The sequence below is a fragment of the Lentzea tibetensis genome (assembly GCF_007845675.1).
Lineage (GTDB): Bacteria > Actinomycetota > Actinomycetes > Mycobacteriales > Pseudonocardiaceae > Lentzea > Lentzea tibetensis.
Genome location: NZ_VOBR01000013.1, coordinates 22198 through 35154, shown reverse-complemented (window position 1 = coordinate 35154; position 12957 = coordinate 22198). Strand labels below are relative to the sequence as shown.

15 protein-coding genes are annotated in these 12957 nt (G+C 70.2%); 6 read left to right on the top strand and 9 right to left on the bottom strand.

The features are described 5' to 3' along the window. Nucleotides 1–46: 46 nt before the first annotated feature. The 4 genes from infB to rimP all read right to left on the bottom strand — a co-directional run bounded on the left by infB (nt 47) and on the right by rimP (nt 5161). Nucleotides 47–3190: a translation initiation factor IF-2 gene (infB, locus tag FKR81_RS20885; protein WP_146353796.1), complete on the bottom strand. Its 3144-nt coding sequence runs from the start codon at nt 3188–3190 to the stop codon at nt 47–49. Between the two features lie 87 nt (nt 3191–3277). Further along, nucleotides 3278–3685, bottom strand: coding sequence for a YlxR family protein (locus FKR81_RS20880; RefSeq protein ID WP_146353795.1), 408 nt, complete (start codon nt 3683–3685; stop codon nt 3278–3280). Then, a complete protein-coding gene (nusA, locus tag FKR81_RS20875; RefSeq protein ID WP_146353794.1) occupies nt 3648–4649 on the bottom strand; it encodes a transcription termination factor NusA in 1002 nt (333 codons plus the stop codon). The genes FKR81_RS20880 and nusA overlap by 38 nt, the downstream gene beginning before the upstream one ends. Beyond that, nucleotides 4646–5161, bottom strand: coding sequence for a ribosome maturation factor RimP (rimP, locus tag FKR81_RS20870; protein WP_146353793.1), 516 nt, complete (start codon nt 5159–5161; stop codon nt 4646–4648). The genes nusA and rimP overlap by 4 nt, the downstream gene beginning before the upstream one ends. A gap of 140 nt (nt 5162–5301) precedes the next feature. Here rimP and FKR81_RS45065 point away from each other — a divergent pair, with 140 nt between their 5' ends. Together FKR81_RS45065 and FKR81_RS45060 are read left to right on the top strand one after the other, a co-directional pair. Then, nucleotides 5302–5748 (top strand): hypothetical protein, encoded by a 447-nt coding sequence (locus tag FKR81_RS45065; protein WP_235921671.1) that lies wholly within the window; start codon nt 5302–5304, stop codon nt 5746–5748. Continuing rightward, a complete protein-coding gene (locus FKR81_RS45060; RefSeq protein ID WP_235921670.1) occupies nt 5745–6182 on the top strand; it encodes a ferritin-like domain-containing protein in 438 nt (145 codons plus the stop codon). Before FKR81_RS45065 ends, FKR81_RS45060 begins: the two co-directional genes overlap by 4 nt. Here FKR81_RS45060 and FKR81_RS20860 read toward each other — a convergent pair. The 4 genes from FKR81_RS20860 to FKR81_RS20845 all read right to left on the bottom strand — a co-directional run bounded on the left by FKR81_RS20860 (nt 6179) and on the right by FKR81_RS20845 (nt 9174). Further along, a complete protein-coding gene (locus tag FKR81_RS20860) occupies nt 6179–6886 on the bottom strand; it encodes a hypothetical protein (RefSeq protein ID WP_146353792.1) in 708 nt (235 codons plus the stop codon). The two genes, FKR81_RS45060 and FKR81_RS20860, sit on opposite strands and share 4 nt — an antisense overlap. Before the next feature lie 76 nt (nt 6887–6962). Beyond that, entirely contained in the window at nt 6963–7958 is a 996-nt protein-coding gene (locus FKR81_RS20855) for an aminotransferase class V-fold PLP-dependent enzyme (protein ID WP_146353791.1), read from the bottom strand. Beyond that, on the bottom strand, nt 7939–8397 hold the full coding sequence (locus tag FKR81_RS20850; RefSeq protein ID WP_146353790.1) for a DUF4442 domain-containing protein: 459 nt from the start codon (nt 8395–8397) through the stop codon (nt 7939–7941). Before FKR81_RS20850 ends, FKR81_RS20855 begins: the two co-directional genes overlap by 20 nt. Nucleotides 8398–8421: 24 nt before the next feature. After that, the gene (locus tag FKR81_RS20845; RefSeq protein WP_146353789.1) at nt 8422–9174 is read right to left on the bottom strand and encodes an SDR family NAD(P)-dependent oxidoreductase; all 753 of its coding nucleotides are present in this window, start codon (nt 9172–9174) and stop codon (nt 8422–8424) included. A gap of 20 nt (nt 9175–9194) precedes the next feature. Between FKR81_RS20845 and FKR81_RS20840 the strand changes: the two genes are divergently transcribed. Then, the gene (locus FKR81_RS20840) at nt 9195–9752 is read left to right on the top strand and encodes a sugar O-acetyltransferase (RefSeq protein ID WP_146353788.1); all 558 of its coding nucleotides are present in this window, start codon (nt 9195–9197) and stop codon (nt 9750–9752) included. A 3-nt stretch (nt 9753–9755) separates the two neighbouring features. Beyond that, nucleotides 9756–10163, top strand: a complete 408-nt coding sequence (locus FKR81_RS20835) for a YjbQ family protein (RefSeq protein WP_146353787.1) — start codon at nt 9756–9758, stop codon at nt 10161–10163. Here FKR81_RS20835 and FKR81_RS20830 read toward each other — a convergent pair. Further along, nucleotides 10059–11036, bottom strand: coding sequence for a YhgE/Pip domain-containing protein (locus FKR81_RS20830; protein WP_146353786.1), 978 nt, complete (start codon nt 11034–11036; stop codon nt 10059–10061). The two genes, FKR81_RS20835 and FKR81_RS20830, sit on opposite strands and share 105 nt — an antisense overlap. 121 nt (nt 11037–11157) lie before the next feature. On the opposite strand from FKR81_RS20830, the gene FKR81_RS20825 reads away from it, so the two are divergent. Both FKR81_RS20825 and FKR81_RS20820 read left to right on the top strand, forming a co-directional pair. After that, nucleotides 11158–12105 carry a BCCT family transporter gene (locus tag FKR81_RS20825; protein ID WP_146353785.1) on the top strand — a complete coding sequence of 316 codons (948 nt, stop codon included), beginning with the start codon at nt 11158–11160 and terminating at the stop codon, nt 12103–12105. Further along, nucleotides 12102–12785 carry an HAD family hydrolase gene (locus tag FKR81_RS20820; RefSeq protein WP_146353784.1) on the top strand — a complete coding sequence of 228 codons (684 nt, stop codon included), beginning with the start codon at nt 12102–12104 and terminating at the stop codon, nt 12783–12785. The genes FKR81_RS20825 and FKR81_RS20820 overlap by 4 nt, the downstream gene beginning before the upstream one ends. Nucleotides 12786–12957 lie beyond the last annotated feature (172 nt).

Here is a 12957-nt window from a genome sequence, read left to right as displayed (position 1 = left end):
GCGCGGGGCCGTCCACAAGAGACGGCCCCGCAACCCTTGCACTTGATCAGCTACGCGGCTTCTCGCGCATCTCGAACGTCTCGATGACGTCCTCGAGCTTGAGGTCGCTGTAGTTGCCCAGCGTCAGACCGCACTCGAAGCCCTCGCGGACCTCGGTGGCGTCGTCCTTGAACCGCTTCAGCGAGCTGATGGGGAGGTTCTCCGCCACCACCTTGCCGTCGCGGATCAGACGCGCCCTGGCGTTGCGGCGAATCTCGCCCGACAGGACCATGCAACCCGCGATCGTGCCGACCTTGGAGGACTTGAAGACGTCCCGGATCTCGGCGCGGCCGAGCTGGACCTCCTCGTACTCCGGCTTGAGGAGACCCTTGAGGGCCGCCTCGATCTCGTCGATCGCCTGGTAGATGACCGTGTAGTACCGGACGTCCACGCCCTCGCGGTTCGCGAGCTCGGTCGCCTTGCCCTCGGCCCGGACGTTGAAGCCCAGGACGATGGCGGAACCAGCGACGGCGAGGTTGATGTCGCCTTCGGTGATGCCACCGACACCGCGGTGGATCACGCGCAGCTCGACGTCGTCGCCGACCTCGATCTTCATGAGCGCGTCCTCGAGTGCCTCGACGGTACCCGAGTTGTCGCCCTTGATGATCAAGGTGAGTGCGCTGGTTTCCTTCAGCGCCGCATCCAGGTCCTCGAGGCTGACGCGCTTGCGCTTCGCCGCGTTCTGGGCGTTGCGCGTGCGGGCCTGGCGACGCTCGGCGATCTGCCTCGCGACCCGGTCCTCGTCCACGACGAGGAACGTGTCACCAGCGCGCGGCACCGACGTCAGACCGATGACCTGCACCGGACGCGACGGGGTCGCGACGGTGACGTCGTCGCCGTGCTCGTCGACCATGCGGCGGACGCGACCGTACGCGTCACCCGCGACGATCGAGTCGCCGACGCGGAGCGAACCGCGCTGGACGAGAACGGTGGCGACCGGACCGCGACCGCGGTCGAGGTGCGCCTCGATCGCGACACCCTGGGCCTCCATGTCCGGGTTGGCCCGGAGGTCCAGCGACGCGTCCGCGGTGAGCAGGATCGCGTCGAGCAGGGAGTCGATGTTGATGCCCTGCTTGGCCGAGATGTCGACGAACATCGTGTCGCCGCCGTACTCCTCTGCGACGAGGCCGTACTCGGTGAGCTGCTGACGGATCTTGGAGGGGTTGGCACCCTCCTTGTCGATCTTGTTCACCGCGACCACGATCGGCGCCGAAGCGGCCTGCGCGTGGTTGATGGCCTCGACCGTCTGCGGCATCACGCCGTCGTCAGCGGCGACGACGATGACCGCGATGTCGGTCGCGTTCGCACCACGGGCACGCATGGCGGTGAACGCCTCGTGACCGGGGGTGTCGATGAAGGTGATGAGCCGCGGGTTGCCCTCGAGCTCGGTCCGCACCTGGTAGGCACCGATGTGCTGGGTGATGCCACCGGCCTCGCCCTCGTGCACCTTCGCCTTGCGGATGGTGTCGAGCAGTCGCGTCTTACCGTGGTCGACGTGACCCATGACGGTCACGACCGGCGGACGGATCTGGAGGTCGTCCTCGCCACCGGCGTCCTCGCCGTAGGTGATGTCGAACGTCTCCAGCAGCTCGCGGTCCTCCTCCTCGGGGGACACGACCTGCACGACGTAGTTCATCTCGGAGCCGAGCAGCTCCAGGATCTCGTCGGACACCGACTGCGTCGCGGTGACCATCTCGCCGAGGTGGAACAGCACCTGCACCAGCGAAGCCGGGTTGGCGTTGATCTTGTCGGCGAAGTCGGTCAGCGAGGCGCCACGCGGGAGGCGGATCGTCTCGCCGCTGCCCTTGGGCAGGCGAACGCCACCAACCGACGGCGCCTGCATGTTGTCCATGTACTCCTGGCGCTTCTGCCGCTTGGACTTGCGTCCACGACGCGCCGGACCACCCGGACGACCGAAGGCACCAGCGGTACCGCCACGACCGGCGCCACCACCGCCACCGGGACGGCCGCGGAAACCACCGCCGCCACCACCAGCGGGTGCGCCACCGCCGCCACCAGCGCCGCCGGGCCGGAAGCCACCGCCTCCGCCACCGCCGCCACCGGGACGGAAGCCGCCGCCGCCACCGCCGCCACCGCCACCGCCGCCGCGGAAGCCGCCGCCACCGCCGCCGCCCCCACCGGGACGACCGCCGCCACCGCCACCGCCACCGGGACGGCCACCGCCGCCACCGGGACCACGGCCGCCACCGCCACCGCCGCCAGGAGCGCCCTGACCCGGACGGCCACCGGCCGGACGGCCCGGCATCATGCCGGGGTTCGGGCGCGGAGGCATGTTGCCGGGGTTCGGACGCGGGCCACCGGAACCGGCGGAACCGCCGGGACGGGGACCGCCGGAGCCGCCACCAGGACGGGGACCGGCCGGACGTGCGTCACCGGGCTTCTGCGAAGGACGGTCACCCTGCTCGGGCCGGGGACCGGGACGCGGGCCGGCGGGACGCGGCGCGGGAGCGTTGCCGCCACCGACGCCGAAGGGGTTGTTGCCCGGACGCGGCGGACGCGGAGCAGCGGGCTTGGGGCCCTGCGGCTTCGGCGGAACCACGGACGGGGTGCTCGCCGACGCGGCCGGGGCCTGCGGCTGCTGCCCAGCGGAAGGCTGGGCGGCACGCGGGCCGGGACGCGGGCTGGTGCCGGGCTTCGGGCCGGGACCGCCTGCCGGACGCGCGGACGCGGCCGGAGCGGACTGGGCCGGAGCCTGGGCAGCGGGCGCGGACTGGGCCGGAGCCTGCTCGACGGGAGCCGCCGGAGCTGGCGCGGCCGCGGCCGGAGCTGCGGCGGGCTTGGGAGCCGGGGGCTTGGGCGCGGGCTTCGGGCCGGGGAAGGCCTTGGGCGCCGCGGGCTTCTGCGCCTGCTCGGTCGAGGTCTGGGGCTTGGACTCCGGTGCGGCCGGAGCCGGGGCCGGCGCCTTGGCGGCGGGTGCCGCGGGCTTCGGCGCGGCGGGCTTGGGAGCCGCCGGCTTCGGCTTGGCGTCGGTCTTGATGTAGGCATCACGAAGCCGCCGGGCCACGGGGGCCTCGACGGTGGATGACGCGGACTTCACGTATTCGCCTTGTTCGGCGAGCTTGTTCAGTACTTCCTTGCTCGTGACTCCGAGCTCTTTCGCGAGCTCGTGCACGCGGGCCTTGCCTGCCACTGCTCTCCTCGGTCTTGAGGCCGGCGGGCAAGTCCCGTCGACCTCGTCCTAATGTCGCGCGTTCATGGCTTCAGCTTCACGGCTGACTCATGACGGGTCGACCTGCTTCCTTGTTTCGTGCTGGTCACGGGCCTGTCCCGCAACCTTGTTCCCCCGGTGCTGCTCCAGGTGAGCCCGCAACACCGAGACGTCCAGCGTCCCCTGGACCTTCAGAGCCCTGGGGAACGCCCGGCGCCGCTCGGCGTTGCGCAGACATTCGAGATCGAAATGCAACCAAGCACCTCGACCAGGAAGCCGCCTGCGGACGTCCGGAACCACGGTTCCGTCCACCGCAACCACGCGCAGCAGCTCAGAGGGCAACGTCCGAGTGCGGCAGCCTATGCACGTACGAACTGGGCCGATGTGCTGAGAAACCGATCCCCGACGTTGAACCACTGAGAATTCTATCCCCTGGAGCTCACTCAGCCGAACCGGATGCGACCGGAGACTCGGCATCACTGCGGATGTCGATGCGCCAGCCGGTCAGCCGGGCGGCGAGCCTGGCGTTCTGGCCTTCCTTGCCGATCGCGAGCGACAGCTGGAAGTCCGGGACGATGACGCGGGCCGTCTTGGCGCGCTCGTCGAGCACCCGCACCGACACGACCTTGGCCGGTGACAAGGCATTCCCGACGAACGTGGCGGGGTCGTCCGAGTGGTCGATGATGTCGATCTTCTCACCGGCCAGCTCGCTCATGACGTTGCGCACGCGGGCACCCATGGGGCCGATGCACGCGCCCTTGGCGTTCACTCCGGAGACCGACGAACGCACCGCGATCTTCGAACGGTGACCTGCCTCACGTGCGACCGCCGGGATCTCCACGGTGCCGTCCGCGATCTCCGGAACCTCGAGCGCGAACAGCTTGCGCACGAGGTTCGGGTGCGTCCGGGACAGGGTGATCTGCGGGCCGCGCGCGCCGCGGGACACGCCCACGACGTAGCACTTGATGCGCTCGCCGTGGTTGTAGGTCTCGCCGGGCACCTGCTCGGCGGGCGGCAGCACACCTTCGGTGTCGCCGACCTGCACGACGACCATGCCCCTGGCGTTCGCCCGCGCGTCGCGCTGCACGACACCCGCGATGATCTCGCCCTCCTTGGCGGAGAACTCACCGAAGGTGCGCTCGTGCTCGGCGTCGCGCAGGCGCTGGAGGATGACCTGGCGCGCGGTGGTCGCGGCGATGCGGCCGAAACCCTCCGGCGTGTCGTCCCACTCCTCCTGAACGGAGCCGTCCGGGCCGAGGTCCTGCGCGAGCACGCGCACGACGCCGGTCTTCTTGTCGATTTCCACGCGCGAGTGCGCGTGGTGTCCTTCGGTGTGCTTGTAAGCCGTCAGCAGTGCTGACTCGATCGCGTCGAGAACGGTGTCGAAGGGGATGTCCTTGTCCCGTTCGATCGCCCTGAGCGCGGCGATGTCGACGTTCACCTCGGCCCCTCCTTCTTGGTGAGCCGGGCCAGTTCCTCGACCGGTGGCTGCTTGAACTCGATCTCCATGACCGCGCGTTCGATGTGGCGGTACTCCACCCGCTTGATCTCGCCCTTGCAGAGCAGCTCGACGCCGGTGTCGTCGCAGTCGCCGACCCGGCCGAACCACTCGGCCTGCTCCGGCTGCTTGACCTTCACCAGGCGGAGGTGAGCGCGCTGCCAGTGACGCGGCCTGGTCAGTGGCCGGTCGACACCGGGCGAGGTGACCTCGAGCGTGTAGGGACCGTTGATCAGGTGCTCGTGAGCGTCGAGCGCGGCGGACACGACTCGGCTGGCCTCGGCGACCTCGTCCAGCCCGATCCCGTCCTCGCTGTCGACGACCACCTTCACCAGCCGGCGACGCCCAGCCTGGTTCACGTCGAGTGCGTCGAGGTCGAAGCCGACGGCTTCGAGTGCCTCTCGCACAACGGGTGCTAGCTGCGCGGCAAGCTCTCCGCGCGGCGGGCTGGACACGTGGTGACTCCCTCACTGATCGAACGCACGAGAACCCCGACCGACGGTGTTTCGGCGGCCGTGGTCGCCCAGGGTATCTCTTTTGCCGGGCGTCCACTCTCCCGCTCGGCGCTGCCGGGTGCCTGGCAAGATGGATCCACGTGATCTCCGAATCCGTCAGCAGACGGCGAGTGCTGCTCGCGGTGGCCGTGGCGCCACTCGCGGTTGCGTGCACCACACCGCCCGCACCACTACCGCCCGACCCGCTCGTGGAGCTCGCCGCGTCCGCGCGCGCCGACGCGGCGCTGGCGTCCACGGTGGCGGAGGTGCCGTCGGCGGCGGAGGTCGCGAAGAACCGGGGCGAGCACGCGAAGCTGCTGCAGGCCGAGATCGACCGGGAACGGCCACCGGTCTCGTCGTCCGCACCGGTCCCCGCCGCGCCGTCCACCCCACCGACCCCGCCCGACCCCGCGGCCGCACTGCGCGCCGCGCTGGACACCTCGCTGCGCAAGGCCAGCGACCTCGTGCCGACCCTGCCCGCGCACCGCGCCGCGCTCGTCGGTTCCGTCGCCGCCGGCTGCGCGTCACTGCTGGAGGTGCTCGCGTGAGCCCCGAGTCGATCGCCGCCGTGCAGGTGGCACTGGGCACCGAGCACGCGGCGGTGTGGAGCTACGGCCTGGTCAGCGCGTTCCTGGCGCAGCAGGCCGCCGGTGTCGCCGAGGGCGCGAACGCGCACCGGGCGCGCCGCGACCTGACCGAGCGGTGGCTGAAGGACAACGGCGCGACGCCCCAGCCGCCCGCCGCCGCGTACCTGCCGCCGCAGCCCGTGTCGGACGCCGCGTCGGCTTTGACCGCGCTCGTCGCCGTCGAGAACGACACCTGCGCCGCGTGGCGGTCCGTGCTCGAGCGCACCGACGACCAGGCGTTGCGCAAGACCGCGCTGGAGGCGCTCACCACCGCCGCTGTGCGTGCCACTCGGTGGCGCAAGGTCGCGGGGACCAGCCCGGCCTCGATCTCGATGCCGGGCGTCGCGTCCGGCTAGCCCAGCGACGAGGCGAGGCGGAGCGCGTCAGCGCTGATGCGCTTCATCTCGGCCGAGTGCATGGCCTTGTCCGCGGCCTTCTTGACGCTGTCGGACTCGACGATCACGACCTCGCGGTCCCGCTGCTCGGCCGCGTACCCGCCGTTGGCGAGCGTGTCGAGGCCTGGGATCGCGACGATCTTCTCCTTGACCAGGTCGTTGACGTTGCCCGTGCCGTTCCGCTCGGTCAGCGCCTTGAGCTGCACGGCCTCCTCGGCGGACTTCATCCGCACGACGGAGACGGACGTGTAGACGGTCCGGCCGTCGGGCATCGCGGTCGTGTAGAGCGCGCGGGTGAGCTGCTGGCACGGCGTCTTGGTGAGGAAGTTCTTCGTCTCGCCGTACGCGTGTGGCGCGCAGTCGCTGTCTTTGAGCGGCTCGGGCACCTGGGTGTCGGCCTGGAAGGAGAACTTCCCGGCGGACGCGGACGTCGTCGGCGAAGCGCTCTCCGAGCCGCCGCCCGGCTGGACCAGCCACCACACGAGTCCGGAGACGATCGCGACCGCCACCAGCACCAGGCCTCTGACCAGCCACGGGCTTCTGCGCACGTGGGTGTGCGGTGGGGGCTGCGCCGAACGCCGGTCCATGATCGCCTGGAGCTTGTGCAGCTCGTCCACCGGGTAGAGCGGCGCGGTACCGGACGGGTTCGGCGGGAAACGAGGCATCTGCTGGGTCACCTCACCGGGTGACTCAGGCTGTTGATTCGGCTCCTGCACAAGTACCCACGGTAACGGACACGGTTCAGGTCAGCGCTTTGAGCACCAGATCGACGTCCTCGCTCGTGTTGTACAGGTGAAACGCCAGCCGGACCCGTCCGGCGCGGATGCTCGACCGCACGCCGGGGATCGCCGGGACGTCCAGCGAGACGATCGCCGACCCGGCGGGCGGCAGCCCCAAGCCGGTCAGCACGGCGTCCGCGAGGCCCGCGCAGTGGTCCCGGACGGCCGCCAGGTCGAGCGTCGCCAGCCACGGCATCGTCACGGCCGCTCCGGCGTGCGCGAACCAGGTGGGTGACAGGTCGAGCCGCGAGGCGGCCGGCGCGAGCACGAGATCGGCGCCGTAGGAGGTCTGCGAGGGGTCGCTGAACCAGTTCGCGGCGACCGGCACCACGGAGTCCAGTCGGTCCGGCCGCACCGCGAGCCAGGCGGCGCCGCGCGGTGCCATCAGCCACTTGTAGGCCACGCCGACGACGAAGTCGGCCCACGCCAGCGAGACCGGGTACCAGCCGAGCGCCTGCGAGACGTCCAGCAGCACCGGCGCACCGGTGGCGCGCAACGCGTCCAGGTCGACCATCCGGCCGTCCGCGGACTGCACGACGCTGACCGCGACGAGGTCGTGACCGTCCACAGCGGACACCAGCTGGTCGAGCGGCACGACGTCGACCCGGTGTCCTTGCGCGACAAAAGGAAGCGTGACGCTGGTGAAGTCCTCACGCGCCACGAGCACGCGCGCACCTCGCGGCAGCGACGACGCGACCGTCCCGATCAGCTGCGACACGGTCGTTCCACACGCGACGGACGACGAAGGCACGCCGACGAGGTCGCCGAACGCCTTGCGGGTGGCCGCGATCGCGGGTTCGAACGAGCTGGGCCGGTCGACCCCGCCCTGCCAGCGGTCGAGCGCGGCGTGCACAGCCGCGACGGCGTCCAGTGGCGGCACGCCGATGGATGCGGTGTTCAGATAGCCGGGTTCGAGCGCGAACCGCGCGCCGAACGCCTCACGCGGCGGCGAGGACACGCTTCCGCCTCGCGTAGACCTGCTTGCGCACGCGTGCGACGACGGTGCCGTCGAGCGCCTTCACGTCCGTGTCGAACCAGACGAGCGCCTTCGAACCGTCCGCGGACTGCGAGAGCACGTCCTCGACGATCTCCTCGGTGAGCCGGAACTCCGCTTCCACCGTCCCCCTTCCCGGGCTGACGAACTCGATCTCCCCCGCCTGGTCCCACACCATGTGCGTACGACCGACGTTGTGCAGCAACAGCAACATCCAGAACGGGTCGGTCATCGCGAAGAGCGACCCGCCGAAGTGCGTGCCCACGTAGTTGCGGTTCCACGGCCGCAGCCGCATCTTCACCCGCGCGTACCGGTAGTCGTCCGAGATCTCGAGCACTCGGATCCCGGCGAAGAGGAACGGCGGCCACAGGTTCATGCCGAAGCGGAGCTTTCTGGCGGTCATGCGCAACAGTGTTACATAACAGTGTTATCGCATGTGGACGAGATTTCGTGAGATGCGCCGCGCCGCGTCGGAGCACAGGTAGGCGATGACCTCACCCACCTCGTCGGCCGACGCCACGTCGAACTTCTTGCGCACCTCCTCGTTGACCCACCCGGTGTCCGTGACGGGCGGGTACAGGACGTTCGCCGTCACGCCGTACGGCGCCAGCTCGTGCCCGGCCGCGAACGTGTAGCTCTGCAGCGCCGACTTGGCCGCGCCGTAGGACACCTCGGACGGGAAGCCCTCCGGGCCACCCGAGGTGAGCGAGACGATCCGGCCCCACGTGCCGCCGCGCTCGACGTGCCTGCGCGCGAACTCACCGATCAGCAGCGCGGTCGCCCGCGCGTCGACGGCGAACTGGTGCTCGTAGGTCTCCGGCGTGAGCTGCACCATCGAACGGCCGAGCGCGTCTGGCTGGGACGGCAGGAACGTGTCCTGCACCCAGCTCGACGCGTTGTTGACCAGGATGTCGACCGCGCCGAACACCGACTCGGCCTCGTCGAAAAGGATCTTCGGCGCGTCCACGCGCGCCAGGTCGATCTCGAACCACGAGACGCCGTCGATCTCCGGCGGTGCGGAGGCGCGGTTCTTGAAGTACGCGTCGGGCAGGCTCGGGTCCGGTTCGGGATCGAACCGCAGGTAGGTGCCGAACACCTGGACGCCCTGCGCCACCAACGCCTTCGCGACCGCCAAACCAATTCCTTGGTTCGCCCCAGTGACTATCGCTGCATGGATCACAAGGCCGATACTTGCACGTCATGGGTGACAACCGCGACCGAATGATCAAGGGCGAGCCCTACCTCGCCATGGACCCCGAGCTCGACCTCGACCGGCGGCACGCGTGGCGTGAGATGGTCCGGTACAACGCGACCGGGCCGGATGACGACGACGCGCGGTTCGACATCCTCAAGGGTCTGGTGGCCGAGATCGGCGAGGGTTCGATCCTGCTCCCCCGGCTGCAGATCGAGTACGGCTACAACACCCGCATCGGCGAGAACAGCTTCATGAACTACGACGGGATCATCCTCGACTGCGGGCCGGTGACGATCGGGAACCGCGTCCAGATGGGGCCGCGCGTGCAGCTGCTGACCGCGTTGCACCCGGTGGAGGACCACGAGGCGCGGCACGCGGGCTGGGAGACGACCGCGCCGATCGTCATCAACGACGGCGTGTGGTTCGGCGGCGGCGTGATCGTGTGCCCCGGCGTGACGATCGGGCGGAACAGCGTCGTCGGCGCGGGCAGCGTCGTGACGCGGGACGTGCCTGATCACGTGCTCGCGGTCGGCAACCCGGCGCGGGTCGTCCGTAAGCTCTGAGCCGTGCTGACCGCGGAGATCGAGATCCGGACAGGTTCGACCGAGCAGGTGTACGACCTGACCGGCGAGTGCGAGCAGTTCCTCAGCGTGGTCGACGGCGACGGGCTGCTGCACGTGTGGGTGCCGCACGCGACGGCCGGTGTCGCGATCATCGAGACCGGCGCCGGCAGCGACGACGACCTGCTGACCGCGCTCGAACACGTGTTGCCGCGCAAGGAGAAGTGGCGGCACCGGCACGGTTCACCCGGTCACGGCCGTGACCACGTGCTCCCCGCGCTGGTGCCGCCGTACGCGACGATCCCGGTGCTAGGCGGTGTGCTGGCGCTCGGCACCTGGCAGTCGGTGTGCCTGGTCGACACCAACGTCGACAACCCCGTCCGCCGGGTCCGGCTGAGCTTTCTTGCCGGGTAGCACCAGAAGGATCAAGCCGGCGAGCGCGATCCCGCCGAACACCCACAGCTCGGTGCTGACCGTGCCGCCGAACATCAGGCTGCGCACGCCTTCGGTGGAGAAGCGGAACGGCGTCCAGGACCACAGCGCCGCGCGGTAGACGGGGTTCAGCAGCTCCGGCACCTGGCCCGCGACCGCGGGCGCCATCAGGTACAGCGGGCCGAGGATCGCGACCGCGCGGATGCCGAGGACCTTGAACAACCCGGCCTGCAGCAGCGCGAACGCCGTCGCCACGAGCAGCAGGAACCCGATCAGCGCGGCGTCGAGCGTGAGCGCCGAGTCCCACCAGGTGATCAGCCCGGTGACCGAGCCGACGCTCAGCACCGCCGCGGTCACCGCGCTGACCCAGCGCAGCCTGCGGCCGTTGAGCACGGTTAACAGCAGCCCGGCGACCATGCCGCCGATCCACAGCAGCGCGCTCGCGGCGAGCGGTGCCGTCCGCCCAGCGGCGGACACGACGGGCGCGTCCACCTTCACCGGGACGCCCGCGCCCTGCGCGACGCCGGTCAGCACCTGCTGCGCGAACTGCGTGCCGGACGGGTTGACCTCGTCGGAGAGCAGCACCGTCGCCCCGGCGGGCGTGAGCTCCAGCACGCCGTAGACCTCCTTGGCGGACAACAGGTCCCGGGCCTCGGCCGACGAGACGACCTTCCACTCGACCTGGTCCCCCGCCGCCGCGGTGACTCTCTCAGCGACCTGCGGCGGTCCGACCAGCGCGAGCGGCACGTGATCGGGGTGAACGGTGGCCTGGACGCCGAACGTCAGCAGGCCGAGCACGAACGCCACCACCGCACCGACGACGGCGGTGAGCAGTGCGGCACGCGGTGCGGGCATGACAACCCCTCCAGTTGTTCATCAAGCGTTGAATTTATGGGAGGAGCGTACGTCCGACACGGCACGGAAGTCAACGCTTGATGAATTCAAGGTCGTGACCTTCACCAGGTACGGTTTGCGCGTGACTTACCCAGGTGGCGGACAAGGCGGGTGGGGAGACCAGTCCGGCCAGGGCGGGTGGGGGCAGAGTGATTACGGTGACTACGGCACCGACCGCTACCCGACGACCGGCGGCTTTCCCCAGCAGGGCTACGGCAGCTCGTACGGCGGGCTCGGTGTGTTCTCCGGTGGCGACGAGCCGCCGAAGAAGGACAACAAGAAGCTGTGGCTCGTGATCGGCGCGGTCGTGCTCGTGCTGCTCGTCGCGGGCGGCATCACGACGTTGTTGCTGGTCAACAACAAGGCGACGCCTCCCGTCACCCAGTCCACCACGGACACTCCGACCACGACCGAGGAGACGTCGGAGGAGCCGAGCACCACGACGCCGCCGAAGAGCGACTGCACGCCGCGCAAGTCCGGCATGACCTGCGTGGCCACGTCGCTCGGCTACAACTACGACGTGCCGAAGGGCTGGGCCGCCACCGAGGACCGGCTGCCGATCCCGAGCATGACGGGCGTGACCCTGACCGGTGTCTCCAGCTACGGCGCCTACAAGTGCGACGGCAAGGAGTTCACCAAGGGCACCAACGGCGGCGCGCTGGTGGACAAGGGCGACCTCAACAAGGTCGCCGGTGACCTGGCGAAGGCCGTCGCGACCGACTTCTACTCGGGCGCGACCGCGAACGTGACCGTCGGCCAGCCGAAGCCGGTCAAGTTCCCGCACAAGACCAAGGACGGCAAGGACATCACCGTCGAGGGCGTGCAGGTCGACGCGGCGATCACCACGTCCGGCAACAAGTGCCTCGCCACCAAGGGCGTGGTGAAGGTGCTGCTCCTGGTCGGCACCACCAAGTTCCACGCGCTGGTCGTGAACGGCGACCTCGAGGGTGGCGGTGGCGGCGACAACCCGCCGCTGATGAAGGACGCCGAACTGCAGACGATGATCGACTCGCTGACGCCGACCTCATGAGAACGCTGGTTCTCTGGGACATCGACCGCACGCTGGTCCACCTGGGCGGCCTGGGGCTGAACTGGTACCGCGACGCGCTCACAGCCGTGGCCGGTGTGGAGCTGACGCACCTGCCGTCGTTCGGCGGGCGGACGGAGCAGGCGATCTCGCGCGACATCCTGCGCCTGCACGGTGTCGCGCCGACCGACGAGCTGGTCGCGTCGCTGCACGCCGAGCTCGTCGCGGCGGCTGATCGGGACGCGACGCGGATCGGGTCGCACGGGCGCGCGCTGCCCGGTGCCTCCGAGGCGCTGGCCGGGCTGGCGGCTGTCGCGGGGGTCGTGCAGACCGTCGTCACCGGCAACCTGCCGACGATCGCGCGGCAGAAGCTGACGCCGTTCGGGATGGACGCGCACGTGGACTTCTCCATCGGCGGCTACGGGTCGTTGTCGGAGTTCCGGCCCGATCTCGTCACCGAGGCGTTGCGGCTCGCCACGGCCAAGCACGGGGTGGCGGCGGCGTCCGTGGTCGTCATCGGGGACACCGAGCACGACGTGGAAGCCGCTCTGCACCACGGGTTCCGGGCGATCGGGGTGGCCACCGGGTCGTGCGGGGCCGACGAGCTGCGCGCCGCCGGTGCACACGCCGTGTTCGCGGATCTGAGTGACACCGACGAGGTGCTCTCGGCGGTGCTGGGCTAGAACCCGACGCGTGAACGGGCCGTTCACCGCCCCATTTCGCCTCTCATCACCGCTCAGCACCCGAAACTGTCGGTGTCAGCTGGCAAACTGAAAGCAGGGGACCCCCTGGCGGGGACTCCTGCGAAAGCGCGAAGGCCGCCAGGACAGGGCACGGTCAGTCGGGGCCGCGTCA